A 25456-nucleotide genomic window follows, 5' to 3' on the forward strand; every position below is an offset into this window, starting at 1 on the left:
TCCCGCGAAGGGAGCGGCACGCTCAGCTCTCGCGGACGTACAGCCGCAACGACGCCTCCAGGTCGTGCAGTTCGTACGCCGCCCGTTCCTCGTCCTCGCTCACCCGGGTGAACCCGGCCCGCGCGATCACGCGCTGGGAGGGGGCGTTGTCCTGCTCGATGGCCGCGAACAGGAGCTTCACGTCGTCGCGGGCCAGAGCGTGCTCCGCGAGGGCGCACAGCGCCTCGGTCGCGTAACCCCGGCCGCGCGCGGTCTCCGCGAGGTCGTAGCCCACCTCGGCACGCCCCTCCTCGTCGGGCACGCCGTGGAAGCCGATCCCCCCGACGGCCTGCCCGTCCTCGCGCCGCACGAGCACGAACATGCCCCACTCGGGCCGGTGCGTCCCCGCCTCGTACGCCTTCACCACCATGCCCGCGGCGTCCCGGGTGCCCTCGAACGGGCCGCCCTCGATCCACGCGAAGCCACCGGTGCCGCCCGCCCGGAGATCGGCGGCGGCCGCCGGGGTGACGCCCTGGAGCGTGAGCCGCTCGGCGTCGATCACCAGGTTGTTGCGCCAGCGCCAGTCGGTGACCGGGGCGCGGCCGGGCAGGTCGGCCCGTCCGGTGGCCCACAGGAGGGTGTTCCAGGGGGCGCCCGGTTCGGGCCGGACGTGCGGGAAGATCCGGGTCAGGACCCAGGTGCACAGCTCGGCCGGCGGCCGGTAGGCGAGGCCGAGCCCCTCGGCGATGTCGTGGCTGTGCAGCAGGACCTCCGCGACACCCATCGCGGCGAAGCCCTCGCGGTTCGCGCTGCGGAACGGGAACGGGTGGAAGGCCCGCACCTCGCGCGGCGTCGTCCGCACGGCGGCGGCGAGCAACCCGCCGGTCGCCTCGATCACGTCGACGGCCCCCGCGTTGTCGGTGCCGTCGTCCAGCGTGATCTCGAACGGCACGTACGCCCTGGTGGCCCGGCCCGCCAACTGCCCGGCGTACGCGACGAGATCACTCGCGATGTGCTCGGCGGTCCGCCGGCAGCTCCACTCCAGCCCTCCCGCCCTGACGTCCCAGTCCAGTCCGGCCGCCGGCCGCAGCAGCGCGGCACAGTCCCGGACGGCTGCCTCCACCTGGTCCCCACCCGTGTCTCCCATGCGGCCGAGGATAGGACGGATCACGCCTCGGAACACACGGGATCGGCCGTCGCGCCCCCGCTTCCGACGATCCGTGATCCCGGCGTACGACGCTGAAGGCGCAGCGAGACGACGGCCAGGGCGATGGCCGCCGTCGTCAGGGCCGCGCCCGCCCAGGCGGTCGCCCCGTAGCCGAGCCCCGCGTCGATGACCGCCCCGCCGAGCCAGGGCCCCGCGGTGTTGCCCAGGTTGAAGGCGGCCGTGGTGGTGGCAGCGGCCAGCGTGGGAGCGGCGGCGGCCACGTTGAACATTCGCGCGTTCAGGGCCGGGGCGGTGCAGAAGCAGGCGACGCCGAGGAGGAAGGAGAGCAGCACCGCCGCGACGGCGTACCGCCCGAGGAGGGCGAACGCGACGAGCACGACCGTGTCCGCCGCCATCCCGATGATCAGCACCCGGAACAGGTACGCGTCGGCGAACCGCCCGCCGATCGCCGTCCCGACGAGCGCGCCCACCCCGAACAGCGCCAGCACGGTCGGCACCCAGCCGTCGTCGAGGCCGGCGACATCGGTGAGCAGCGGGGCGAGGTAGCTGAACGCGCAGAAGACACCGGCCGCGGCGAGCGCGATCGTGCCGATGGACAGCCAGACCTGCCGGTCGCGGTAGATGCGCATCTCCCGTGTCAGCCGCGGCCGTTCGGCCGGGCGGGGAAGGGGCGGCACAAGGGTCACGATGCCGACGAGCGCGATCGCGGACGCGGCGCCGACGGCCCAGAACGCGGCGCGCCAGCCGAGCCCCTCGCCGAGGAACGCCCCGGCGGGCACGCCGAGGACGTTCGCGACGGACAGGCCACCGATCATCACGGCGAGCGCCCGGGCCCGTGAGGTCGCCGGCACCATCGCGACGGCGACGGCCGCTCCGACCGCCCAGAAACCGGCGCAGGCCAGCGCGCTGACCACCCGGGAGGCGAACAGCACGGCGTACGTGGGCGCGAGGGCGCCGGCGACCTGCCCGAGTCCGAACACGGCGATCAGCGCGACCAGGGTGGCCCGGCGCGGCAGCCGCAGGGTCGCGACGGCGAGCAGCGGCGCCCCGACGACCATGCCGATCGCGAACGCCGAGATCAGCAGACCGGCCTGCGGGATGGTCACGCCCAGGTCCTCCGCGACGGGCGGCAGCAGCCCGGACAGCATGAACTCGCTGGTGCCGAGGGCGAAGACGGACAGGGCGAGGATGTAGACGGACAGCGGCATACGGGGGCGGGCACCGGCGGGACCGGTGGCGGGTATGTCCGGCTTCAGGGAACCGCGGCTCGGAGGCATGCCTCCTTCGTACGGCTTCCGGTGCCCGCCGTCGAACCCGTTTCCCGCACGGTCCGGATGGCGGAACGGTTGTCAGGGCGCCTTCGTCAGCGTCGCCAGCTCGTCCGTGAGGTTCCGCCGGGCGGGCCCGGACCACACCCGCTCGCCGTACGGCGTCCTGAACAGCCTTGGCAGATCGAGGAGTTGACGCAGTACGGCCGCCCGGCCCGCCCGGAAGGCGTCGTCGGGGACGAAGCCGTACTCCTCGCGGACGGCCGTGGCGTAGGCGGCGTACGCGGCCGGCGGCGAGGCCAGGATCGCCAGGTCGGCGTCGCACAGGACGGCGCCGTCGCTGTCGCCGTCGGCGGGGTCGTGCGAGACGGTGAGCCGGACCAGCCGGGCGACCTCGGCGGTGCGCTCCGCGCCGACGCCCAGCTCGGCCAGGGCGCGCTCGGCCAGCCGCGCCGACCGCTCCTCGTTCTCCGAGCGGTCCGGCAGATACACGGCGTCGTGGAACCAGGCCGCGAGGCGCACCGCGGCCGGGTCCGCGGACCGCTCCCCGTGCGCCTCCAGTGCGTCGACGCGGTCGAGGACCGCGAGGAGGTGGTCCGTGGTGTGGTACCTGCGCTGCGGCTCGGCCCACCGGTCCAGGAGGTTCTCCGCGTAGGGCTCCGGCGAGGGTCCCGGACCGTCCACGCCGTCGCGGGCGGCCCGTACGGTCTCCGCCCAGCGCCTCGCCAGATCCGCGCGGGCCGGATGCCGGGGACTCTCGTGGCCCGCCTTGCGGTTGCTCTCTGCCGTCATCCCGCCATTCTCCTCGCCCCGCGCCCCGTCCCTTCCTACGGTGGACCCATGATTCCTGGAGACGCACACGACGTACGGGACCCGGACCTGCCCGGCCTGCTGCTGAGCACCGAGCGCGACGCGCTGATCCCGCTGCTGCGGGCCAGGCCCGAGGGGGACTTCGCGCTGCCGACCGCGGGGTGCCCGGCCTGGACGGTGCGGGACGTGCTGGCGCACTGCTCGGCCGCGCTGACCCGGGTCGTCGAGAGCCGTTTCGAACGGGGGGTGTTCAGCCCCGAGGCCAACGACCGCGACATCGCCGAGCGCGGCGACTGGCCGACCGCCCGGGTCCTCGACGAGCTGGAGCGCGGGATGACCGAGGCCGGTACGGCGATCGCCCGGTCCGACGGCGCCCTCGACGCGGTCGCGCTCGGAGAGTGGGTGCACGCCGGGGACGTACGGGAGGCCCTCGGCGAACCGGGCGCGTACGAGGGCGCGGGACTTCCGCACGCCCTCACCCTCCTCGCCCGGGTCAGCCGGGAACGGGACCACCTGCCGCTGCACGCCGACCTCGACCACCTCGACGACCCGCTGCGCCTGGGCGGCGTCCCCGGCGACCGGCCCCCGGCCCGCTACATCGGCGACGCCGCGACACTCGTACGGCTGTACGCCGGACGCCCGGTCCCGCATACGGCCGCGTACGAGCTGGTCGGGGCGAAGGAGCCGGAGCTGAACCTGTTCGGGTGAGCGGCGGGTGAGGGTGGGGGCGCGCGGGTGCGGCGCAGGGGGAGGGACAGGCGTGGCCCGGGTGGACGGGGAAAACCCTCGGGCCGGCCGGGGCTTCTCGCGCCCCCGCGCCCGCGCGCGTACTCTTGGGATTGGACTAGACCTGTAGCCGCCCAAGGAAGAGGTCCGATGAGCGAGCGGAAGAGCGCACTCCTGGAGGTGATCGCCCTCGGCGTGGAGGACGCGGTCGCCGCTCAGGACGGCGGAGCCGACCGGCTGGAGCTGGTCACCGACATGGCCGCCGACGGGCTGACGCCCTCGGTGGAGACCTTCGCCGGGATCCGTGCCTCCGTCGACATCTCGCTGCGCGTGATGCTGCGCCTGTCGGACGGCTTCGCCTCGGGAGGCGAGCAGGGTGTCGAGGCGCTGGTGCGGGCCGCGGGCGAGCTGCGGGCGGCGGGCGCCGACGAGTTCGTGCTCGGCTTCCTGGACCAGCACGGGGGTCCCGACCTGGGCGCCGTCGAGCGGGTCGTCGCCGAACTCGACGGCTGCCGTTGGACGTTCCACCGGGCGATCGACCGCGCCGGGGACCGTGACGCGCTGCGCAAGCAGCTCGCGGGCCTCGCGGGCCTCGACGGGTATCTGACCGCCGGGTCCGCGTCCGGTGTCGACGACGGGCTCTCCGTGCTTGTCGCCGAGGCGGAGCGGTGCGGTGAACCGGGGTACGAGCAGCGGATCATGGTCGGGGGCGGGCTCCGGCTCGACCATGTTCCCCAGTTGCTCGCCGCCGGGGTCGACGCCTTCCACATCGGCGGCGCCGCGCGGCCGTTGGGCTGGACCGGGCCCGTCTCCGCCGTCGCCGTCCGGGAGTGGCGGGCCGCCGTCGACGCGCGGGCGGCGCTGCACGCGTAGCCCCGGGGCGGGGGGAGTCCTTCACCCCCTCCGCCCCTGCCCTTCCCGTACCGGCGGCGCTGCCCCGGGACCTCCGCTCCTCAAACGCCGGAGGGGCTGGATTCCAGTTCTGTCGGGAGCGGGGTCGCGTGCGTCACGATCAGGCCTGACACCGCTCGGGTGAGGGAGACGTACAGGCGGCGCAGGCCGGTGCGTTCGTCCGGTTCGCCGTCGACGACGGCCTGCGGCTCGTCGAGCACCACGTAGTCGTACTCCAGGCCCTTGGCGAGGGAGGCGGGCACGAGGGTCAGCCGGGTCTCGGCCGTCGTCTCCTCGCCGGGGCCGAGATACGTCCGCCCGGCCGCGGCCAGCGCCTGCGCGAGCACCGGGATCCGGGCGTCCGCGGCGATCAGCCCGGTCGAACCCTCGCGGCTCAGCAACTCCTCGACCGCGTCCATCACTTCACCGTCCCCGGTGGCCGCCCGGACCTCGAAGAAGCCGGGGTTCTCCCGCACGGAGGCGACCGGCGCGAGACCGGGCGCGATGTGCGGCAGCAGCCGGGACGCGTACGTGATGACGTCCGTGGGGACACGGAAACCCGCCGTCAGCTCCTCCACCACGGCGTCCCCCTTGCCCAGATGCCCGAGCGCCTCCGCCCAACTGCGGGTCGCCCACGGGGTGGTCCCCTGCGCCAGGTCGCCGAGCACGGTCGCCGAGCCCGTCGTGCAGCGCCGGCCCACCGCGCGGTACTGCATCGGGGAGAGGTCCTGTGCCTCGTCGAGCACCACGTGCCCGAGCGAGTGCGTGCGCCGCACCAGATCGGTGGCCTCGTCGATCAGCACGGCGTCGGCCGCCGACCACTTCGCCGACTTCACACCGCGCACCGGCTTCGCCCAGAGGATCTCCTTCTGCTCGGCCTCGTCGAGCAGCCCCTCCGCGTGCGCGGCGAGGAAGTCCGCGTCGCTCAGCAGCCGCAGCACCAGTTTGGCCGGGTCGACCTGCGGCCAGATCGCCTTGACGGCCGCCTTCACCGCGGGGTTCCGGGCGACGGCGTCCTGCACCCGGTCGTCCGGCGCCTCCCCGGAGCGCTCCATCTGGACCAGCACGGCGTGCGCGATGCGCTGCGGAAGGGCCTCGTGCGCGGCGCCGTACCGGATGTCCCGGGCGAGCAACTCACGGACGATCTCCTCCAGTTCGTAGGCCGCGACGCGCCAGCGCCGGGAGCCCCGGACGACCATCACCGGCTCGGTCGGCAGCGTCACGTGCGAGCGGACGGCCCGCCGCAGCACCTCCGCCATCCGCGCGTCGCCCTTGATCACCGCGGCCGGCGCGTCGTCGCTGCCCCGCACCTCGACATGCGCCACGAGGTCGTCGACGGTCGCCTGCCGGACCTCCAGCTCGCCGAGCGCGGGCAGCACCTGCTCGATGTAGTGCAGGAACGACTTGTTCGGCCCGATCACCAGGGTGCCGGTGCGGGCCAGCCGGTCCCGGTGCGCGTACAGCAGGTACGCGACCCGGTGCAGGCCCACGGCGGTCTTCCCGGTGCCGGGACCGCCCTGCACACAGACCGAGCCGGACAGCCCGGACCGTACGATCTCGTCCTGCTCGGGCTGGATGGTCGCCACGATGTCGCGCATCGGGCCGACGCGCGGGCGCTCGATCTCCTGCTGGAGCAGCTTGCTGGTGGCCGCCGCCTCGGCGGGGTCGGAGAGGTGCTCGTCCTCGTAGGCGGTGAGGTCGCCGCCGGTGTAGCCGAAGCGGCGGCGCAGCCCCACGTCCATCGGGTCCTTCTTCGAGGCCCGGTAGAACGGCTGTGAGACCGGCGCGCGCCAGTCGATGACCATCGGGTCGCCCTCGGCGTCGTGCACGTGCCGGCGCCCGATGTAGAACCGCTCGCCCTCCGCGCCCTCGGCCCGGTCGGCGCCCGGCGCGTGCAGGTAGTCGAGGCGCCCGAAGAAGAGCGGGGTGTGGCTGAGGTCGGCGAGGGCCTTGATGCGTTCCCCGATCTGCCGGTGCAGGACCTCCGCGTTCACCCAGTTCGCGGTGACGTCGCGGATGTCGAGGTTCTCGGCGTCCTCGCGCATCGCGCGGAGCGCCGAACGGGACAGACCGAGGTGGGAACGTTCGCGGGAGAGGGGATCGCCGGCTTCGGACGGCGCGCCGGACGGACCGTCGGACAGGGTGGACACGGGAATTGCCTCCGGGGACCTGCTGCGGGAGTGATGCGGATGACTCGGACCAGACGATCCAGGCGGTTCGGGTCCTGGATCTCTGCGGAATCCGTGCGCGATTCCGGATGCCGTCCGGTTTCCGGCCGGACGGCGGCACTCCGCGAAGGGAGGCGGGCAAGAGCGGAGATTCTAGGTGAGGGATGGATGCCGATGCCAATGGGTCTTCCGGCGCCCGTCCTTTTCCGCTCTTCCCGCCCGGTGGTGCGGTCTCCCGCTGTCCCTCTACCGGGTGACTCCGGACGTGGCGACGGCGGCCTGCGCGACGAGGGGTTCCTCGACGCCGGGTCCGCGGTCCGTGGCGTCGGCGAGCCAGGCCAGGTAGGCGGGGCTGTGCGCACCGAGGTCGGGCAGCGTGCCCCGGCGGATCCGGGCGCGACGCCACCGCTCCAGCGGGAGGTAGACGACGAAGCTGAACGCCACCGTGGCGAGGCCGTACACGACGGACCGGGTGCCGGAGTCCTGGTACTGGGCCCAGGCCGCGAAGGCGCAGACGGCGGTCAGGCTCACCACGATCGCGGCGATGGCGGCCCAACCGCCGGGCACACGGTACGGGCGGGTCAGACCGGGTTCGCGGATCCGCAGGGCGACGAGGGCGGCGACCTCCAGCAGGATGACGACGTTGGTGAGGAAGACGTCGACGACGACGAGGTCGCCGAAGCTGGAGAGGCAGAAGACGGCGTAGATCGCGGAGGAGCCGACGATGGAGGCGATCGGCGCCTTGAAGCGCTTCGACTCGTGGGTCAGCCGGGCGGGCAGATAGCCGTCGCGGGAGAGGACCAGCGGGAGACGGCTGTTGGAGGCGAGCAGGGCGGAGAACATGGCGACCGCGCTGAACATGCCGCCGATCGTCACCGCCGCCTGGAGCCAGGGGCCGCCGAGCACCTTGCCGACCTCGGCGAAGGAGCCGTCGCCCCAGTTCGCCCAGCCCGCCGCACCGTCCCGGCCCACCGTGAGCGCGGCCAGGCACGGCAGCAGATAGGCGACGACGATCAGGCCGATCGAGGCGAACAGGGCCTTCGGCAGGTCACGGCGGGGGTTCTCCATCTCGCCGGCGACCGTGGAGACCTGGTCCCAGCCGCAGTAGTTCCACATCACGATGAAGAGCCCGGCGCCGAACGCGGAAGCGGTGGACTGCTGATGGCCGAGGGTGAGCGAGGTGACCGGGTTGGACGGGTCGCTGACCAGCTTCCACAGGCCGATCCCCGTCAGCACGAGCATCGGTGTGAGGCACACCACCCCGAAGACCAGCGAGGACTCGCCGACCCATCCGGCGCCCAGGAGGTTCACGAGGGTGAAGACGACGATGACGCCCACGCAGATCAGCCAGTTGAGATCGATCTCCAGGGAACCCACCGCGAACAGCACGTGCTTGCCGGGGGCGACCGCCGAGACCATCGACTGGAGGTAGTTCGCGAACAGCAGGGGGAAGAGGGCCATGTCGACGAAGGAGCAGAGCCAGGTCAGCAGGGCCGACTGGAAGCCCCAGAAATTGCCGAGCCCGCGTTTGACCCAGTGGTAGAAGCCGCCTTCGACCGGTATCGCGGTGCCCAGCTCGGCCACCACGAGCGAGTGCGGCAGCCCGTAGACGATCGGCGCGACGAGGATCAGCAGCAACCCCATGCCGGGCCCCGACGAGGAGAAGAGACTCTCGATGCCGTACGCGCCGCCGGAGACGCTGAAGAAGATCAGCGCGATCAGCGGCATCAGCCGGACCTGTCTGGGGGACGCCCGGAAGCCACCGGGGTGGACGGGGGCGGCAGTCGCGGCGGCGTGGGGCGCGGACGAGGGGTTGGGCATGAAGGTCACCTGACGTGCTCAGCGGGACCGGCTCCGGCTGTCGGGGCTGGGTGCCGTAGCGGTCGCGTCGGTCCGGCTCGGGGCCGGCCGCCTCGGCGCCGGCACCCGTACGGGGTCCGGTGTGCGGGCCGCGGCGGGCGTTCTCACTCCTTGTCGGTGCCGGTGTGTTCCCGGCGGTGCGGGGCGCTTCGCGCGTTCCCGGACGATGTTCCGGACCGCATCCTGCCTGCTCCCGGCGGTGACCCCCATCAGCAGCCCGTCGGGTTCCTGCCCTCACGGCTAGGCAGGATGTCGCCCGCGCTGCCGTGTCCGGTGCCGCTCCCCGTGTCGCTCCCGCCGCCGTGCCGGCGGACGGCGGGGCGCGGAGTCCCCTAGGGGGCCGGGTCCGCCGCGAGGGGTAGGACGGCGGGACCGGAGGGGGACCCGGGGACGCCCAGGTTCGGTCGGAAGACCGACGCCGTTCGAGGACCGGGGTCGCACCATGGAGGTATGAGTGCAGCCACTTTCACCCCAGGCCCTGCCCGTCCCGGCGCCGCCTCCCGCGGGGCGACGGCCGTCACCTCCGCCCACCACCGACACCGCCTCGGCGACGCCCTGCGAGCCGTGAAGGTCTTCGCGGGCGCCGCGTTCGACGTCGTCCTGCTCGGCGAGTACGGCGAGGAAGCCGGCGTCCGCCGCCGCTGACCCGCCGTACGCCGCCCGACCGTGCCCCGCCCGGTGACCGCCGGGGCGCGGGCGCCCGCCGTCAGTTTCCGCTGTCGGTCAGCAGGTCGTCGGCGTCCATGATCCGGTACGCGTATCCCTGCTCGGCCAGGAAGCGCTGGCGGTGCGCGGCGAAGTCCTGGTCGATGGTGTCCCGGGCGACCACCGAGTAGAAGTGGGCCTGGTGGCCGTCGGCCTTCGGCCGCAGGACCCGGCCGAGGCGCTGGGCCTCCTCCTGACGGGACCCGAAGGTGCCCGACACCTGGATGGCGACCGTGGCCTCCGGCAGGTCGATGGAGAAGTTCGCGACCTTGGACACCACGAGCACGCTGATCTCGCCCTGACGGAACGCGTCGAACAGCTTCTCCCGCTGCGCGTTGCTGGTCTCGCCCTTGATGACGGGCGCGTTCAGGTGCTCACCCAGCTCGTCGAGCTGGTCGATGTACTGGCCGATCACCAGGATCTGCTGGCCCGCGAACTTCCGGACCAGCGCCTCCGTCACCTTGCGCTTGGTCGCCGTGGTGGCGCAGAAGCGGTACTTCTCCTCCGTCTCGGCCGTCGCGTACGCGATCCGTTCCGCGTCCGTGAGGTTCACCCGCACCTCGACACAGTCGGCGGGCGCGATGTAGCCCTGCGCCTCGATCTCCTTCCACGGCGCGTCGAACCGCTTGGGGCCGATGAGGGAGAAGACGTCGGACTCGCGGCCGTCCTCCCGGACGAGGGTCGCGGTCAGTCCCAGCCGGCGCCGGGCCTGGAGGTCGGCGGTGAACTTGAAGACGGGCGCGGGCAGCAGGTGGACCTCGTCGTAGACGATGAGTCCCCAGTCGCGGGAGTCGAAGAGTTCGAGGTGCGGGTAGACGCCCTTCCGCCGGGTCGTCAGCACCTGGTAGGTGGCGATGGTGACCGGGCGGATCTCCTTGCGCGTACCGCTGTACTCGCCGATCTCCTCCTCGGTCAGCGACGTCCGCTTCACCAGCTCGTGCTTCCACTGCCGGGCGGAGACGGTGTTGGTGACGAGGATGAGCGTGGTGGCCTTGGCCTGCGCCATGGCACCGGCCCCGACCAGCGTCTTGCCCGCGCCGCAGGGCAGGACGACGACACCGGAGCCGCCGTGCCAGAAGTTCTCCACGGCCTGCTTCTGGTAGGGCCGCAGCGCCCAGCCGTCCTCCGCGAGGTCGATGGCGTGGGCCTCGCCGTCGACGTACCCGGCGAGGTCCTCGGCCGGCCAGCCGAGCTTCAGCAGCGTCTGCTTGATCTGCCCGCGCTCGGAGGGGTGCACGGCGACGGTGTCGGCGTCGATCCGCCGGCCGACGAGCGGCGCGACGCGCTTGGAGCGCAGCACCTCTTCGAGGACGGGCCGGTCGGTGGTGGTCAGGACGAGACCGTGCGCGGGGTGCTTGCTGAGGGTGAGCCGGCCGTAGCGGTCCATCGTCTCGGCGATGTCCACGAGCAGGGCGTGCGGGACCGGATACCGGCTGAACTCGACGAGCGCGTCCACGACCTGCTCGGCGTCGTGCCCGGCGGCCCGCGCGTTCCACAGCCCGAGGGGGGTGACGCGATAGGTGTGGATGTGCTCGGGAGCCCGCTCCAGCTCGGCGAAGGGGGCGATCACACGACGGCAGGCGTCGGCCAGCTCGTGATCCACTTCGAGCAGGAGCGTCTTGTCGGACTGGACGATGAGGGGTCCGTTCACACCCGTCCCTTTCTGCGTGGCGGCACCCGGCGCGGATGCTCGGCCAAACGTCCAGTGTGCCTTACCGGGGGGTGATCACGGCTGGTCGTCGGCCCGGCCCCAAAACCGGCCCGGGCCACGACCGGCGTCCTCACGGCTGGTCGTCGAGTTCGGCCACTCCCGTCACCCGGTGCAGCGGGTAGGTGCGGACCTCGTCGGCCGTGTGGTCGTACGCGGTGACGAAGCCGCCTTCGACGCGGATGGGGGCGATGACGCGCTGGCTGGCGGAGCCCTCGGCGTTGACGTAGCCGATCCACAGGGCCTCACCGGTGAGGACGGCGGCCTGCACGGTGGCGAGGGTCTCGGCGGAGCTGGTGCGGGGCAGCTCGCCGCTCGCCGGGCCGCCGCCGGCCGGGTCCTCCTTGCGCGGGGCCGTCGAGGCGAGGTCCCCGGCCCGGATGGCACGGACCGCCGCGCCGAGGAGCGTCGCGTCGGGCACCGGCGGGCCGTCCGGGACCGGCTCGGGTGCGCTGCGCGGCGGCGTGCGGTGGGCGTGCGCCCGGGTGATCAGCACGTCGCCCTCGGCGGACTCCGCGGCCGGTGCGAAGCCCATCGACCGCAGTCCCTCCAGGAGCGCCGCCGGGTCGGCCTGCGCGGCCAGCACCGTGGGCGCGAGCCGGCGCAGCCTGAACCCCTGCGACCGCTTGTCGGCGAGGATCTCGCTGAGCATGGCGTCGTCGTCGCAGCGGACGTAGGCCGACGCCGCCCCGATCCGCAGGTGCCCGTGTCGGCGCGCCACGTCGTCGATCAGGTAGGCCAGCGGCTGCGGAACGGGCGTACGGGAGTGGGCGGCGAGGAAGGCGTGCAGGTCGGAGGCCGAACGCCCGGCGTCCAGGGCCCGGCGTACGGAGCCGGGGGTGAAGCGGTAGACCGTCGCGCCGCCCTTGGACTCGACGTCCGCCAGCACCCCGAGCGTGTCGGCCAGCGGACGCTGCAGCGGGCCGGGCGCGACCGCCGTCAGGTCCGCCTGGAGCAGCACGTGGTCGAGCGGCTCGGGGAGCAGCGGCGCGACCAGCCGGGCCGCCCGCTCCACCGCGGCGGCCCGCTCGGCGGGGGAGCGCGGCACGGCACCGGCCACGACACGGTCCGCCGGATGGTGCCGCTTGTGCGCGGGCAGCTTGGCTCCCGGCCCCGACGCCTCCGCCTTCGGTACGGCGGGCGACGACGGAAGGCCCAGCAGCGCCCGCCCCTGCGCGGACAGCGCGCCCCGGCCGGTCACCCCGAGCAACTCCGCCTCGGACAGGGTCCACCGGGCCAGCCGGGTCCGCAGGTCGTCCGTGGGGGTCCGGGCACCGCGCGGCGGGCGCTCCCAGTACAGCCGGGCGAGCAGGGAGTCCGGGGCGGGCGAGGAGCCCTCGGGCAGGGTGCCGAGGAGCGCGAGAACGCGATGGCGGACCTCGGGCGCCGCCGAACGGTCGAGGTTCGGGCCGAGCGCCGAGAGCGTCCGGTCCTTCGCGTCCCGTCCGCCGACCAGCCCCGCCGTACGGGTCGCCGCCAGCCACGCCGAGGCGAGCCGCGCCCAGCGCTGGGCGGCGGGCAGCTCCAGCCACTCGTCGTAGGCCGGTGTCGCCGCGTACCGCTCGTCGGCCTCGCCGTCGGACGCCACCAGGCCCGCCGCGTGCGCGAGTTCCACCCAGAACGCGGCGACGGGCTCGGAGACGTCGAGCGCCACCGCCGTCCGCTTCAGGTCCCGCACGCTCAGGCCGCCCGCGCGCAGCACGGCGGGACCGCCCTCGTGCCAGTCCTTCAACAGCTCCTCGACCGTCGCCAGCGTCGTGTACGCCTGACCGGCCGCGGCGGCGTCCACAACCTGTGGACGGTGCGTCGTCGCGGCCTCGACCGCGGGCGCCACCGGCTCCGTCACGCGGTGCGCTCGGCCCGCCCGCAGATGCAGGGCCACCTCGCGCGGCAGGACGACCGTGCCGGGCGCCGTCGGCAGCAGCAGCCCCCGGTCGATCAGCCACCGCAGATGCGCCGCCGGTTCCGCCGTCACCTGCCCGTAGGGCGGCCCCCACACCAGCCGCGACAGCACCTCCACCGCATCGGCGGGCGCCTCGTCGAGCAGCGCCGACATCCGCCCCCGGTCGCCGAACAGGTCGCCGAGCGACGCCACCGCCGACACCGAGTCGTGCGTCGTCGCGAGCCCCGCCGCGGCCACGATCTCCTGGATACGGCCCGGCGACATGCCCGTGGTGGCCTCGGCGACCGTGGGACCGAGCCCCGTGGGAGAAGGATGCTGCGGCGACGGCGCGAGCAGCTCGCGGGCCGTCCGCACGAGCCGCAGCCGGTCGTCGGGCCCCCAGACCAGCGCCTGCTCGCGGAGCGTCCCGAGGGCGTGCGGGAAGGCGGCCGTCACCGCGGGTTCCGCGTCGTCCCCCGCCAGCAGCCCGAGCAGTTCCCCGTACGCGGCCGGTTCCGGGGCCACGGCCAGGGCCTCGGCCGTCTGGAGCGCGAACCGGTCGAGCCGCTCCAGGGCGCGCACCACCGACGCCCGGGTGCCCGCCCGGGTGGCGAGCTGGGTGAGATCCGTGGGGACGGGCGTGATCAGGTCGGGACGGGAACGCAGCAAGGCGGACAGCGAGGCGTCGTCCCGCGCCCGGAGTGCTTCCGCCAGGGACCGCGGGGCGGTCGTCTCGGGGCTCATCCTGTCAACGTTAGCGGGTGACATGTCCCCGAGGGCCGCCGCACGGCTGGACGCGTACCCGGCGGCCGCGTTCCACGGACGGGGCGGCCCCCTCCCCGGCGGGGAAAAACCGGTACCTTCGTCACCACGGGGAATCCAACGCACCCGCCCCGGAGGGGACTTCGTGGGGATCGAGAGCGACCAGCTGGTCTTCGACTACCTGAGCCGGGTCGGCGACCTGGCCCAGCAGCGGCAGTTGCCTTCGGCGACCCGGATGCGCCTGGTCACGGAGCTGCGCGGCGAGATCGACCGCAGCAGGGCCAACGACACCGCGGACAGCCCCGCCGCCGTCCGCCGCCTCCTCGAGCGGCTCGGCACCCCCGACGCCGTCGTCTCCGCGGCCGGAGCGGGCCGCCGACCGGGCTCCGGCTCCTCCTCGGGCACCGTCCCCGCCGCGGCCACCGACACCCGGGCCGCCGTACCCGGCCGGCGCGCCGACACCCCGCAGGACCGCCCCAAGGGACTGCGCCGCGTCGTCCCCCGCCCGCGCCCCGCCGAGACCCCGCCCGCCGAGGACAGCGGGGCCGACGTCCCCTCCCCGCCCCATCTGGCCGCCGCGTACGAACTGGGCGACAGCGCCACCCAGCCGGACTGGTGGCGGGTCACCGGCAGCCCCTTCGGCCTCGGCGACAGCGTCCCCGGGTTCACGGGCGGCGTGGAGATCCCCGAGCTGCTCAAGCCGCCGCCCCCTCGTAAGGACCCCACGGCGGAGGAAGCGGCCAAGGCGGCGGCGGAGAAGGCCGCGCGGACCGACGGGACCGACACCGGCAAGGGCGGCGGCAGGCGCTGGACCCGGTTCGTGAAGAGGAACCGGGGCAAGGCGGCCGCACCGGGCGCCGTGGACGCGACGGTCGTCGCCCCCGTCGTCGTACGCCGCCGTTCGCCCCTCGCCGCCTCCACCAATCCGCTCCTGCTGCTCGCCGCCGTCCTCCTGGTCGCCGGCGCCGTGCTCGGCAACTGGTTCGCCCTCGGCCTCGGCTGGCTGATCGCCTACGGATCCCGCCGGCTCACCCCCGCCGAGTCGAAGTGGGCGGTCCTGGTGCTGCCCGGCCTCGCGGTCACGGGCGGCCTCGTCTGGCTCTGGGGCCGGCAGAACGGCCGCTGGGGCGACCCCGTCGCCGACGGTCACATGAGCGACGCGATGGCCGAGACCTGGCCCTGGGTCGTCCGCGCGGCAGCCGTGGCCTCCGCCCTGTACCTGGTCTGGCGCTCCCAGCGCCGCCGCTGAGCCCGACGGCCCGCACAAGGCGTCCGGCAGCCGCGGTCCCGCCCCGCGAGGGGTGCCTCGACCGGCCCGCGGGCGGCCTGGGCACAATGGCGCATATGACTGCCCCCGCGCTGACCGTCGGTTTCGACCTCGACATGACCCTGATCGACTCCCGCCCCGGGATCCACGCCTGCTACACCGCGATGGCGGCGCGGACGGGGACGTACATCGACGCCGATCTCGTCGTGACCCGGCTCGGTCCGCCGCTGGAGGACGAACTGGCCAACTGGTTCCCCGCCGCGGACGTCGCGACGATCGCCGACCTCTACCGCGAGATGTACCCGGCGCACGCCATCACCGGGACGCTCGCGATGCCCGGCGCCCGCGAGGCCGTCGAAGCGGTCCGTGCGGCCGGCGGGCGCACGGTCGTCGTCACCGCGAAGTGGGAGCCCAACGCCCGGCTGCACCTGGACCACCTGGGCATCGCGGCCGACGAACTCGTCGGCAACCTGTGGGCCGAGCAGAAGGCGGTGGCGCTGCGCGAGCACGGCGCGAGCGTGTACGTCGGCGACCACACCGGCGACGTACGCGGCGCGCACACGGCGCGGGCGTACGCGGTGGGCGTGGCGACCGGCCCGTGCGACGCGGAGGAACTGCGCGCAGCGGGCGCCGACGTGGTCCTCGCCGACCTCACCGAGTTCCCGGCCTGGCTGGAGAACCACCGCTAGGCGGAGCCGGGCGGACGGGGCGAGGCCGCGGAGCGCCCCGCCGGTCAGGAGCTCGAGGCGCGCGCCCTGCGGCGGCCCTCCGCGACGGACTGCAGCACGCCGGCCGCCGCCAGCAGGAAGCCGACCCCCATGAACATGCTCAGCCCGAACATGTAGGTCGGAAAAGGATTTGTGCCGAGGAACAGCGGGGCCACGGTGACCAGAGTGGCCACGGCTCCGATGAAGAACACGATGGCACCGGCACGGATCAGCCGGTCCCCGGCTTCGCGGGAATTCGCTTGGGTTTTGTCACGCACTCGACCAGGGTAGTTCCCTGCGCGAAGGAACAATCCGGCGACGTCTTGTCACCGGCCGCCGGACCATTAGCCTTGGTACCGGCGGGTCGGGCGACCCGCTGTCGTGCTATCCGGGGCCGTTTCACGGGCAGTTGCCCCTGCAACGACCCGAGCGGTCTCCCGAAGATTCTCCCGAGCAGTTCCCGACGAGTACGAGGACGAGGACAGACGGTGCCAACGGGCAAGGTCAAGTGGTTCAACAGTGAGAAGGGCTTCGGCTTTCTCTCCCGCGACGACGGCGGCGACGTCTTCGTCCATTCCTCGGTCCTGCCCGCCGGAGTCGAAGCTCTCAAGCCCGGCCAGCGGGTGGAGTTCGGAGTCGTCGCAGGTCAGCGCGGTGACCAGGCGCTCTCGGTGACCATCCTCGACCCGACCCCCTCGGTCGCGGCGGCCCAGCGCCGCAAGCCCGACGAACTGGCGTCCATCGTCCAGGACCTGACGACCCTCCTGGAGAACATCACGCCGATGCTCGAGAAGGGCCGCTACCCCGACAAGGCCTCCGGCTCCAAGATCGCGGGCCTGCTGCGCGCGGTCGCCGACCAGCTCGACGTCTGACCGAAGGGATCCGGACGACCGAAGGGATCCGGATCCGCCCGGATCAGGGGAAGGCCAGCGCGTCCGGTCCGAGGGGCGGTACCAGCCCCTCGGCCGCCGCACGCGTGAGCAGTCCGCGGATCGCCGCGTACCCGTCCTCGCCGAGATCGGCCGTGAACTCGTTCACGTACAGGCCGATGTGCTGGTCCGCGACCTTCGGGTCCATCTCCTGGGCGTGCTCCAGGACGTAGGCGCGGGACGCCTCCGGGTCGTCCCAGGCGGCGCGCACCGAGGCACGGGTGGCGTCGGCGAGCGCCCGCAGCCGCTCGGTGCCCAGCGAGCGCCGCGCGATGATCGCGCCCAGCGGGATCGGCAGCCCGGTCGTCCGCTCCCAGTGCTCGCCCATGTCGGCCAGTTTGTGCAGCCCGTAGTTCTGGTACGTGAAACGCGCCTCGTGGATGACGAGACCCGCGTCGACCTTCCCGTCCCGCACCGCCGGCATGATCTCGTGGAACGGCATGACGACGATCTCGCCGACCCCGCCGGGCACGGTGTCCGCCGCCCACAGCCGGAACAGCAGATACGCCGTCGACCTCTCGCTCGGCACCGCGACCGTACGGCCCGTCAGGTCGGCGCCCGCCTCCCGCGTGAGCACCAGCGGCCCGCAGCCCCGGCCCAGCGCACCGCCGCACGGCAGCAGCGCGTAGTCGTCGAGGACGTACGGCAGGACGGCGTACGACACCTTCAGCACGTCGAACTCGCCGCGCTCGGCCATGCCGTTGGTGATGTCGATGTCCGCGAACGTCACGTCGAGCGGGGGCGCCCCCGGGATCCGGCCGTGCGCCCAGGCGTCGAAGACGAAGGTGTCGTTCGGGCAGGGCGAGTAGGCGATCCGCAGGTCTTCGGAAGGTTCAGTGCGTACGGTCATGTCCGTTCCAACTCTCCAGGAGGGGCGTCAGCTTCCCGAACGCCCCGGCGAGTGCGGCGAGCGCGTCGCCGATGCGCCACGCGGCGCGGTCACGCGGGCCGACGGGATTGGAAACCGCGCGGATCTCCAGCACCGGCACCCCGTGCGCGCCGGCCGCCTCGGCGACGCCGAAGCCCTCCATCGCCTCGGCGAGGGCCAGCGGGTGCCGGGCGCGCAGTTCGGCGGCGCGAGCCGCGCTGCCGGTCACGGTCGACACGGTGAGCACCGTCCCGACCTGCCCGCCGGTGACGGCCGCGACCTCTCGTACGAGTGATTCCGGCGGCCGGTGGCTGACGGTCCCGAAGCCCAGCTCGGTGACCGGGAGGAAGCCCTCGGGGGACTCGGCGCCCAGGTCGGCGGCGACGATGTCGTCGGCGACCACCAGCGATCCGACCGGCGCGCCGGGCTGGAAACCGCCCGCGACCCCGGCACAGACGACGAGGCCGTACGGCGTGCCCGCGAGGGCCGCCGCGGTGAGCGCGGCGGAGACGGAGGAGGCGGCGAGGGCCGGCCCCACACCGGCGGCCAGCAGATCGAGGCCGCCGGCCCGGAGCAGGGTCGCCCCGGGGAGCCGTGTCTCACGGCCCGGGCCGTGAGACACCCCGGCCACCGCGTCCCGTTCGGCGGGGACGGCGGTGGCCACGAGCACCCTGCGCCCAGCGGCAGTGATCAGGCGTCCTTCTCGAACTTGAAGGACCACAGACCCGACACGTCCTTCTCGCCCTCCTTGATGGAGACGACCGTCGAGTTGCCCTTGGCGCCGTACTGCTCGTTGAAGAACACGCTGCCCGGGATGGTCCGGTACGTCTTCGTGCTGGCGTCGGTCAGGGGCTGACCGTTCATCAGGATCGTCCAGCCCTTGTCCGCGATCTTCGGGTCCACACCGAAGCGCACGGTCGCGTCGGGATCGACCTTGATGGACTTGATGTCCTTGGACTGCAGGCACTTTGCCAGGTCGGCGGTCTTCACCGCGTCGCCGTCGTTGTAGCAGTCGGTCTCGGAACTCACCGAGCTGTCGCCGACCGTGACGGTGGCCAGCGGCGTCGGCTTGTCGCAGGCGGACAGGGCGAGGAGTCCGGCGGAAACGGCGCCGACGGTGGCGACGGCGCGGCGGCTGCGGGCGGCGCGTCGTCCATTAGCGGCTCTGCCGCGGGGCAGGGAGGTCATGGCCGAAGGCTATCGGGCGCGCCCACCAGTCCCCCCACGTGGGGTACGGCGTGCCGTACGCGGACCCGTGCGGCCCCGACGGCCTGCCGCGCGGCTCAGGACACCCGCCCGCGCCCCGAACCCCCGCGCCGGGCCACGGAAAGCAGCCCCCGCACGGTCGTCAGCCAGCCGAGGGCGACGATCCCTGCGGCCACCGACAGGCCGAGCGATCCGTTCAGCGGCATCGCGATTCCGATGGCGCCGCCGAGGACCCAGGCCATCTGGAGCAGTGTCTCGGAGCGGGCGAAGGCGGAGTTGCGGACCAGCTCGGGGACGTCTCGCTGGATCATCGCGTCCAGGGACAGCTTCGCGAGGGCCTGCGCGAACCCGGCGACGGCCGCCAGGCAGGCGACCAGCGCGGTGCTGAAGAAGACCGCCGCCGTGATCGCGGCGCCCAGCACGAACGCCACGACCGTCACGACGATGAGCTCCGGAGCGCGCTGCTTCAGCCAGGCTCCGACCGCCGTGCCGAGCGCGTTGCCCACGCCCGCGGAGACGGCCACCAGGCCCAGCGAGACCGCCGCGCTCTTGCCGCTCAGCGGGTGCTCGCGCAGCAGGAACGCGAGGAAGAAGATCAGGAAGCCGGACAGACAGCGCAGCGAGGCGTTGGCGGCGAGCGCGTGCGTGACGGCCGTCCCCACCGTCCGCAGCCCCGGACGCGGCGGCTTCTTCAGGTGCGGGCCGTGCAGATGCTCCTCGTCCGCGGCGAGCAGCGCCCTGTCCTCACCCTTGGCGGAGTCGACCTTCGGCGGCAGCGAGAAGGACAGGAACGTACCCGCGATGAAGATCACGAAGGCGCCGTAGAGCGGATAGCGGGCGCCCAGCGACTGGAGCAGCGCCCCGATGGGCGCGGCCACACCGGTGGCCAGGAGCCCGCCCAGTGTGACCCGTGAGTTGGCCTTGACCAGGGAGAAGTTCGGCGGCAGCAGCCGGGGCACCACGGCGCTGCGCACCACGCCGTACGCCTTCGAGGCCACCAGCACCCCGAGCGCCGCCGGATACAGCTCGAACGTGCCGCTCACCACCGCGCCCGCCAGCATCAGCGCGAGCATGGCCCGGGCGAGCATCGAACCCGCCATCGCGGCGCGCCGGCCGTGCGGCAGCCGGTCCAGGAGCGGGCCGATCACCGGGGCCAGCAGCGCGAAGGGCGCCATCGTGATGCCCAGGTAGAGAGCCACCCGGCCGCGTGCCTCGTCGGTCGGCACCGAGAAGAACACCGTGGACGCCAGCGCCACGGTGATCATGACGTCGCCCGCGCCGTTCACCGCGTGCAGTTCGATGAGTTTTCCGAGGCCCGACTCGCCCGCCCCGTGCGCGTGCGTCGCCCGGCGGATGCCGCGCGCCGTCTTCGTCACGGGGAAGTTCAGGGCACGCCCCACCGCACGGACGGAACCGCTCACTCGGCCCGATCCGCCACCTTGGTTGCTGCCCTTGGCGCCACCGACACCGGTGGCTCCCTGGGGCGACCTTGCGGATGCCACCCCGTCATAGTGCCCCGAGATCGGGGTTTGTAGTGCGGTTACCGCGCGGATGGGGGGCGGCGGCTTGTGGGGGAGCGGGGCGCGCCGGGGCGTGCGGGAGCCGTGGCGCGGGACCTCGCAGCGGCGGCGTCCGGCGGCCCGGCGGCACGCCGCGGAGCCGCCCGGATCCCGGCGCGGAGCGCCGAAGACGCCCGCCGGTGTGGGCCCAGGGGCCAGGAGAAGGTAGCGTGCGTAACGCGCATGCGGCGATTGTTCTCGGCCGCGCGCCTCTCGGCCATCCCGCAGAATGGATGGCGTAGGTGCGCCCGAGTGCGATCGGGCGCGGACGTCGACGCGGCCCACCGGTCCGCTCCGTTCGCACCCCCGCCGGAGGAATGGCGCACCCGTGAGACGGCGTAGGAGAGAAGCGATACCTGTGAGCGCAGCGACAACGCGAAGCCGCACCCCTGACCGCCTGTGCGCCGAGGCGATCGACCTCGCCCGTACGGCCGCCGAGGAGGTCGCGTATCCCGGCATCGTCGGCGAGCACCTCGGGATGGTCTCCGAGGGGGACCGTGTTGTCACGCACTACTTCGAGTGCAAGGAACCGGGCTACCGCGGCTGGCGCTGGGCGTCCACCGTGGCCCGCGCCTCCCGCGCGAAGCTCGTCACCCTTGACGAGACGGTGCTCCTCCCGGGGACGGACGCGCTGCTGGCCCCCGAGTGGGTGCCGTGGAGCGAGCGGCTCCGCCCCGGTGACATGGGGCCCGGCGACCTGCTGCCCACGGACGCCGAGGACCTGCGGCTCGAACCCGGCTTCTCCGGCGAGGACGAGCCCGCGCCGAACTCCGCCGTCTCGGACGACATGGCCGAGCTGGTGGAGGCCGAGGACATCGAGGTGACCGCGGGCACCCCCGCGAACCTCCCGATGGCCCCGCGCCGCGGCTCGATCGCCGCGGTCGCCGAGGAACTCGGCCTGCGCCGGGCCCGGGTCCTGTCCCGCTACGGCCTGCACGTCGCCGCCGACCGCTGGGAAGAGGCGTACGGGCCCAAGACCGCGATGGCGCAGGCCGCGCCCGCGACCTGCGTCAGCTGTGGCTTCCTCAACCGGATCGGCGGGACGCTCGGACAGGCGTTCGGGGTCTGCGCGAACGAGTTCTCGCCCGCCGACGGTCATGTGGTGTCCCTCGCGTACGGGTGCGGAGGGCATTCCGAGGCCGCCGTCATGCCGGCGCCTCCGCGGCCGCCTCAGCCGGTGATCGACGAGACCCGGGTGGACCCGTTCCCCCTGCGGCCGTCGCCCGACTCCGGGTCGGTCTCCGCGGCCCCCGACGAGTCCACGGCGGAACTCGGCCACTCGTAGCGGCCCGCTGTCCCGGGCGGGGGCCACTTTCGGCCCCTTTCCCCGGGACGGGTCACAGCTTTTCTCGCCTCCTCCGCCCCTACCCGCCCCGTACCCGGGGCTCCGCCCCGTACCCGGGGCTCCGCCCCGTACCCCGCTCCTCAAACGTCGGAGGGACTGGATTCCGGCGTCCGGCGTGAGGGCTGAATTCCCCGCCGGAGGGGCTGAAACCCGCGGCCGCACGGACTGCGCCCTGAACCCCCGCCCTGCACGACCCGCAGCCGGCGTCCGGCGCGCGCCCGACCCCCACCGGCCGCCGCCCCCGGCGGGAGGACAGGAGAGCGCGGGGTACCTTCGAGCCGCGACCCGCCGCCCGCGCGGCCGCGCCACCCGAGAGGGAGAGTGAATCCGTGAGTAAGTTCGTGCGGCCCGCGGCCGAGGGCGCGGACCCGTTCGGCACGGCGCGCCTGCGCCGTGGCGTACTCGACGCCTGGGCGGCCAGCCCCGCCCGGTTCCGCGAGGACGCCAACGCGGAGGAGGACCTCGTCCTCGGCGGGTACCGCGACCGGCTCGTCGTGGAGCTGGCCCAGAACGCCGCCGACGCCGCAGCCCGCGCCGGCATCCCCGGCCGCCTCCGGCTGACGCTGCGCGACGGCGTCCTGATCGCGGCCAACACCGGCGCCCCTCTCGACGCGGCAGGCGTCGAGTCGCTCTCCACGCTGCGCGCCTCCTCGAAGCGGGACGCCCACGACACGGCCGTCGGCCGGTTCGGCGTCGGCTTCGCCGCGGTCCTCGCGGTCACGGACGAACCCGCGGTCGTCGGCCGGCACGGCGGCGTCCGCTGGGCCCTCGCCGAAGCCCGCGACCTCGCCGCCGGCACCGCCGGTGACAGCGCGGGCCTCGGTGACGAGATCCGCCGCCGCGACGGCCATGTACCGCTGCTCCGGCTGCCGTTCGCCGCCGAGGGCACCGCCCCCGACCCGTACGACACGGCCGTGATCCTCCCGCTGCGCGACTCCGCGGCCGAGGACCTCGCCGAGCGCCTCCTGCGCACCGTCGACGACGCCCTCCTGCTGGCCCTGCCCGGCCTGGAGGAAGTGGTCGTCGAGACCGGCGAGGGGGAGGTCCGCACCCTCCGGCGCACCCGCCCCGGCGACGACGAGGACGCCGAACACGCCCCCGCCCCGGCGGCCACCGGCACCGCGTACGGCACCGCGTACGGCACCGGCGCAGGCGACCCGCGGGCGCCCGCCGCCACCCACGGCCTCGTCACCATCGACGACTCCCGCGACGGCACCACCCGCTACCGCACCGTCGCCCGGCACGGCTCCCTCGACGCCGCCCTGCTCGCCGACCGGCCGGTCGAGGAGCGGCTGCGGCCGCACTGGTCCGTGACCTGGGCCGTCCCCGTCGACGCGGACGGCGCCCCGGCCCGCCCCCGGACCAGCCCCGTCGTGCACGCGCCGACCCCCAGCGACGAGGCGCTCGGCGTGCCCGCGCTGCTCATCGCGTCCCTCCCGCTCGACACCACCCGGCGCCACGCGGCCCCCGGCCCGCTGACCGACTTCCTGGTGGAGCGCGCGGCGGACGCGTACGCGGAACTGCTCGCCGCGTGGCGGCCGGTGGACACCGGGATCATCGACCTGGTGCCGGGACCCCTCGGCAAGGGCGAGCTGGACGGCGCGCTGCGCCGGGCCGTCCTGGACCGGCTCCCGCGCACCGCGTTCCTGCCGCCCGCCGCACCGCCGGACGACACGCCGGCCGCGGACACCCCGGTCGACTGGCCCGGCAGCAGCCCGGCGGAGCAGCCGACCGCGCTGCGGCCGCGGGACGCGGAGGTGGTGGAGGGCGCGGGCGCCGAGACGGTGCGGGTCCTCGCCGAGGTCCTGCCGAGCCTGCTGCCCGCCGGGCTGGAACGGCGCGTGGAACTGCGGACCCTGGGCGTCGCCCGGGTCCCGCTCACGGAGGCCGTGGACCGGCTCGCCGGTCTGGAGAAGGAACCGGGCTGGTGGCACCGCCTCTACGACAGCCTCGCCGGGGTCGACCCCGACCGGCTGTCGGGGCTTCCCGTGCCGCTGGCCGACGGCCGGACGACGATCGGGCCGCGCCAGGTGCTGCTGCCCACCGCCGACGGTTCGCTGGTCGCGCCGGACACCCTCGCCCGGCTCGGCCTGAAGGTCGCGCACCCGGACGCAGCGCATCCACTCCTGGAGAAGCTGGGCGCACTGCCCGCGACGCCCCGCTCGGTGCTCACCACCCCGCAGGTGCGGGCCGCGGTGGCCGCCTCGCTGGACGACGAGGGCGGCGCCTGGGACGAGGACACCCCGGACGCGGAGGAACTGGCGGACACCGTGCTCGCCCTGGTGCGCGACGCGGGTCTCGCACCCGGCGACGAGCCCTGGCTCGGCGCGCTGGCCCTGCCGGACGAGGAGGGCGAACTCGCGCCCGCCGGTGAACTCGTGCTGCCGGGAAGCCCGTTCGCCCAGGTGATGCGCGAGGACGAACTCGCCTTCGTCGACGCGGAACTGGCGGACCGCTGGGGCGGGCAGCCGCTCGCCGCCTGCGGGGTGCTCGCGGGCTTCGCCCTGGTGCGGGCCACCGACGTCGTCCTCGACCCGGACGAACTGGAGCCCCGCGAGGGGGACTTCGCCCAGCCCGACGACGCGGGTCTGCTCGACGCGGTGGACGTGTGGTGCGAGGACGTCCTGGACCGGTTGCCCGACTCGCCGGTACCGCCCGTCGCCACCGAGATCGTCGCCGTACGGGACCTGGACCTGGTGGACGACGACCGGTGGCCGCAGGCGCTGGCGCTGCTCGCCCAGCCGCCGCTGCGGGACGCGATCACCCAGCAGGTGCGCGTCCTGCTCCCCGACGGCACCCTCGAGGTCGTCCGGCCCTACACGGCGTGGTGGCTGCGCGGGCATCCGGTGCTCGACGGACGCCGCCCGGCCGGTCTGCGCGCGGCCGGCGGCGATCCGCTGCTGCGCGGCCTGTACGACGAGGTCGACGCGACGGGCTTCGACGACGAACAGGTCCTGCGGGCCCTCGGCGTCCGCACGTCGGTGGCCGCCCTGCTCGACGAGCCCGGCGGCGCCGCCGAACTCCTCGACCGGCTCGCCGACCCCGACCGCGAGGTCTCCGGCGCCCAACTGCACGCCCTCTACGGCGCGCTGGCCGACCTCGATCCCGAGCGGGTGACCCTGCCGGACGAGCTGCGGGCCGTCGTGGACGGCGAGGTGCGGGTGGTGGACGCGGCCGACGCCGTGGTCGTCGACTCGCCCGACCTGCTGGCCTTCACCGACGGGGTGCCGCTGCTGCCGGTGCGTCCGGCACGGGCGGCGGAGCTCGCCGAACTGTTCCAGGTGCGGCGGCTCAGCGAGTCCGTCACCGGCGAGGTCACCTCCGAGGGCACCGAGCACGACGTCCCGGAGTCCGTACGGCTCCTGCTGGGGCCGGCGACGCCCGCCTCGTACCTGGAGCACGAGGAACTCGTCGTGGACGGCACCGAGCTGGACTGGCGGCGCACCCGCGACGGTGTGCTGCACGCCGCCACCGTGGAGGGCGTGGCCGCCGGGCTCGCCTGGTCGGCGGGCCAGTGGCCGCGCCGCTTCGAGGTCGCCGCCCTGCTGGAGGACCCGTCCCGCACCGAGGAACTGGCCCGGGACCGCTGGTTCGACTGAGCGGTCCGGGACCGATTGCGTACGGGGTGGGCGGTTTCTCCGCCCACCC

The 25456-nt window shown here is 74.2% G+C and carries 20 protein-coding genes; 8 read left to right on the forward strand and 12 right to left on the reverse strand.

Going from position 1 to position 25456, the window contains the following annotated elements; genetic code table 11:
- Positions 1-22: 22 nt before the first annotated feature.
- From AB0C62_RS10785 to AB0C62_RS10795, 3 genes are all read right to left on the reverse strand, one after another.
- Positions 23-1126 (reverse strand): GNAT family N-acetyltransferase, encoded by a 1104-nt coding sequence (locus tag AB0C62_RS10785; protein WP_362971656.1) that lies wholly within the window; start codon positions 1124-1126, stop codon positions 23-25.
- Positions 1127-1146: 20 nt separating this feature from the next.
- Positions 1147-2355: a Cmx/CmrA family chloramphenicol efflux MFS transporter gene (locus AB0C62_RS10790; RefSeq protein ID WP_362971868.1), complete on the reverse strand. Its 1209-nt coding sequence runs from the start codon at positions 2353-2355 to the stop codon at positions 1147-1149.
- A 141-nt stretch (positions 2356-2496) separates the two neighbouring features.
- Positions 2497-3207 carry a hypothetical protein gene (locus AB0C62_RS10795; RefSeq protein ID WP_362971658.1) on the reverse strand — a complete coding sequence of 237 codons (711 nt, stop codon included), beginning with the start codon at positions 3205-3207 and terminating at the stop codon, positions 2497-2499.
- Between the two features lie 48 nt (positions 3208-3255).
- On the opposite strand from AB0C62_RS10795, the gene AB0C62_RS10800 reads away from it, so the two are divergent.
- Both AB0C62_RS10800 and AB0C62_RS10805 read left to right on the forward strand, forming a co-directional pair.
- Positions 3256-3933 carry a maleylpyruvate isomerase family mycothiol-dependent enzyme gene (locus tag AB0C62_RS10800; RefSeq protein WP_362971660.1) on the forward strand — a complete coding sequence of 226 codons (678 nt, stop codon included), beginning with the start codon at positions 3256-3258 and terminating at the stop codon, positions 3931-3933.
- Positions 3934-4101: 168 nt separating this feature from the next.
- The gene (locus tag AB0C62_RS10805; RefSeq protein WP_362971662.1) at positions 4102-4824 is read left to right on the forward strand and encodes a copper homeostasis protein CutC; all 723 of its coding nucleotides are present in this window, start codon (positions 4102-4104) and stop codon (positions 4822-4824) included.
- Positions 4825-4904: 80 nt separating this feature from the next.
- Here AB0C62_RS10805 and AB0C62_RS10810 read toward each other — a convergent pair whose 3' ends face one another.
- Both AB0C62_RS10810 and AB0C62_RS10815 read right to left on the reverse strand, forming a co-directional pair.
- A complete protein-coding gene (locus AB0C62_RS10810; protein WP_362971664.1) occupies positions 4905-6992 on the reverse strand; it encodes an AAA family ATPase in 2088 nt (695 codons plus the stop codon).
- Between the two features lie 264 nt (positions 6993-7256).
- The gene (locus tag AB0C62_RS10815) at positions 7257-8831 is read right to left on the reverse strand and encodes an APC family permease (RefSeq protein WP_362971666.1); all 1575 of its coding nucleotides are present in this window, start codon (positions 8829-8831) and stop codon (positions 7257-7259) included.
- Between the two features lie 489 nt (positions 8832-9320).
- On the opposite strand from AB0C62_RS10815, the gene AB0C62_RS10820 reads away from it, so the two are divergent.
- Complete coding sequence (locus AB0C62_RS10820; protein ID WP_362971668.1) at positions 9321-9515, forward strand: hypothetical protein; 195 nt, start codon at positions 9321-9323, stop codon at positions 9513-9515.
- Positions 9516-9576: 61 nt separating this feature from the next.
- Here the strand turns inward: AB0C62_RS10820 and AB0C62_RS10825 are convergent, their stop codons facing one another.
- Together AB0C62_RS10825 and AB0C62_RS10830 are read right to left on the reverse strand one after the other, a co-directional pair.
- On the reverse strand, positions 9577-11226 hold the full coding sequence (locus AB0C62_RS10825) for a DNA repair helicase XPB (RefSeq protein ID WP_362971670.1): 1650 nt from the start codon (positions 11224-11226) through the stop codon (positions 9577-9579).
- Between the two features lie 130 nt (positions 11227-11356).
- Positions 11357-13909, reverse strand: a complete 2553-nt coding sequence (locus tag AB0C62_RS10830) for a helicase C-terminal domain-containing protein (RefSeq protein ID WP_362971672.1) — start codon at positions 13907-13909, stop codon at positions 11357-11359.
- Positions 13910-14072: 163 nt separating this feature from the next.
- On the opposite strand from AB0C62_RS10830, the gene AB0C62_RS10835 reads away from it, so the two are divergent.
- On the forward strand, positions 14073-15176 hold the full coding sequence (locus AB0C62_RS10835; protein WP_362971674.1) for a hypothetical protein: 1104 nt from the start codon (positions 14073-14075) through the stop codon (positions 15174-15176).
- A gap of 86 nt (positions 15177-15262) precedes the next feature.
- Complete coding sequence (locus AB0C62_RS10840) at positions 15263-15883, forward strand: HAD family hydrolase (protein WP_362971676.1); 621 nt, start codon at positions 15263-15265, stop codon at positions 15881-15883.
- A gap of 44 nt (positions 15884-15927) precedes the next feature.
- On the opposite strand, the gene AB0C62_RS10845 is transcribed toward AB0C62_RS10840, so the two are convergent.
- Complete coding sequence (locus AB0C62_RS10845; RefSeq protein ID WP_362971678.1) at positions 15928-16179, reverse strand: hypothetical protein; 252 nt, start codon at positions 16177-16179, stop codon at positions 15928-15930.
- A 210-nt stretch (positions 16180-16389) separates the two neighbouring features.
- On the opposite strand from AB0C62_RS10845, the gene AB0C62_RS10850 reads away from it, so the two are divergent.
- Positions 16390-16773: a cold-shock protein gene (locus tag AB0C62_RS10850; RefSeq protein WP_081217907.1), complete on the forward strand. Its 384-nt coding sequence runs from the start codon at positions 16390-16392 to the stop codon at positions 16771-16773.
- A gap of 43 nt (positions 16774-16816) precedes the next feature.
- Here AB0C62_RS10850 and AB0C62_RS10855 read toward each other — a convergent pair whose 3' ends face one another.
- The 4 genes from AB0C62_RS10855 to AB0C62_RS10870 all read right to left on the reverse strand — a co-directional run bounded on the left by AB0C62_RS10855 (position 16817) and on the right by AB0C62_RS10870 (position 20406).
- A complete protein-coding gene (locus AB0C62_RS10855; protein ID WP_362971680.1) occupies positions 16817-17680 on the reverse strand; it encodes a 1,4-dihydroxy-6-naphthoate synthase in 864 nt (287 codons plus the stop codon).
- Positions 17664-18362, reverse strand: coding sequence for a futalosine hydrolase (locus tag AB0C62_RS10860; RefSeq protein WP_362971682.1), 699 nt, complete (start codon positions 18360-18362; stop codon positions 17664-17666). The genes AB0C62_RS10855 and AB0C62_RS10860 overlap by 17 nt, the downstream gene beginning before the upstream one ends.
- A gap of 26 nt (positions 18363-18388) precedes the next feature.
- Complete coding sequence (locus tag AB0C62_RS10865) at positions 18389-18886, reverse strand: DUF2771 domain-containing protein (RefSeq protein WP_362971684.1); 498 nt, start codon at positions 18884-18886, stop codon at positions 18389-18391.
- A 95-nt stretch (positions 18887-18981) separates the two neighbouring features.
- Entirely contained in the window at positions 18982-20406 is a 1425-nt protein-coding gene (locus AB0C62_RS10870; RefSeq protein WP_362971686.1) for an MFS transporter, read from the reverse strand.
- A gap of 415 nt (positions 20407-20821) precedes the next feature.
- Here AB0C62_RS10870 and AB0C62_RS10875 point away from each other — a divergent pair, with 415 nt between their 5' ends.
- Complete coding sequence (locus AB0C62_RS10875) at positions 20822-21748, forward strand: DUF3027 domain-containing protein (RefSeq protein ID WP_362971688.1); 927 nt, start codon at positions 20822-20824, stop codon at positions 21746-21748.
- 389 nt (positions 21749-22137) lie between these two features.
- The gene (locus tag AB0C62_RS10880) at positions 22138-25407 is read left to right on the forward strand and encodes a molecular chaperone Hsp90 (protein ID WP_362971690.1); all 3270 of its coding nucleotides are present in this window, start codon (positions 22138-22140) and stop codon (positions 25405-25407) included.
- Positions 25408-25456: the final 49 nt, after the last annotated feature.

This window comes from Streptomyces sp. NPDC048643 (genome assembly GCF_040650615.1).
Lineage (GTDB): Bacteria > Actinomycetota > Actinomycetes > Streptomycetales > Streptomycetaceae > Streptomyces.

What these genes read in the sequence shown, in the direction of transcription:
- AB0C62_RS10840 (WP_362971676.1), top strand. Translation starts at nt 15,263, where the DNA reads ATGGCGCATATGACTGCCCCCGCGCTGACCGTCGGTTTCGACCTCGAC.
- AB0C62_RS10795 (WP_362971658.1), bottom strand. Translation starts at nt 3,207, where the DNA reads ATGACGGCAGAGAGCAACCGCAAGGCGGGCCACGAGAGTCCCCGGCAT.
- AB0C62_RS10830 (WP_362971672.1), bottom strand. Translation starts at nt 13,909, where the DNA reads ATGAGCCCCGAGACGACCGCCCCGCGGTCCCTGGCGGAAGCACTCCGG.
- AB0C62_RS10805 (WP_362971662.1), top strand. Translation starts at nt 4,102, where the DNA reads ATGAGCGAGCGGAAGAGCGCACTCCTGGAGGTGATCGCCCTCGGCGTG.
- AB0C62_RS10815 (WP_362971666.1), bottom strand. Translation starts at nt 8,831, where the DNA reads ATGCCCAACCCCTCGTCCGCGCCCCACGCCGCCGCGACTGCCGCCCCC.
- AB0C62_RS10785 (WP_362971656.1), bottom strand. Translation starts at nt 1,126, where the DNA reads ATGGGAGACACGGGTGGGGACCAGGTGGAGGCAGCCGTCCGGGACTGT.
- AB0C62_RS10865 (WP_362971684.1), bottom strand. Translation starts at nt 18,886, where the DNA reads ATGACCTCCCTGCCCCGCGGCAGAGCCGCTAATGGACGACGCGCCGCC.
- AB0C62_RS10800 (WP_362971660.1), top strand. Translation starts at nt 3,256, where the DNA reads ATGATTCCTGGAGACGCACACGACGTACGGGACCCGGACCTGCCCGGC.
- AB0C62_RS10820 (WP_362971668.1), top strand. Translation starts at nt 9,321, where the DNA reads ATGAGTGCAGCCACTTTCACCCCAGGCCCTGCCCGTCCCGGCGCCGCC.
- AB0C62_RS10790 (WP_362971868.1), bottom strand. Translation starts at nt 2,355, where the DNA reads ATGCCGCTGTCCGTCTACATCCTCGCCCTGTCCGTCTTCGCCCTCGGC.
- AB0C62_RS10855 (WP_362971680.1), bottom strand. Translation starts at nt 17,680, where the DNA reads ATGACCGTACGCACTGAACCTTCCGAAGACCTGCGGATCGCCTACTCG.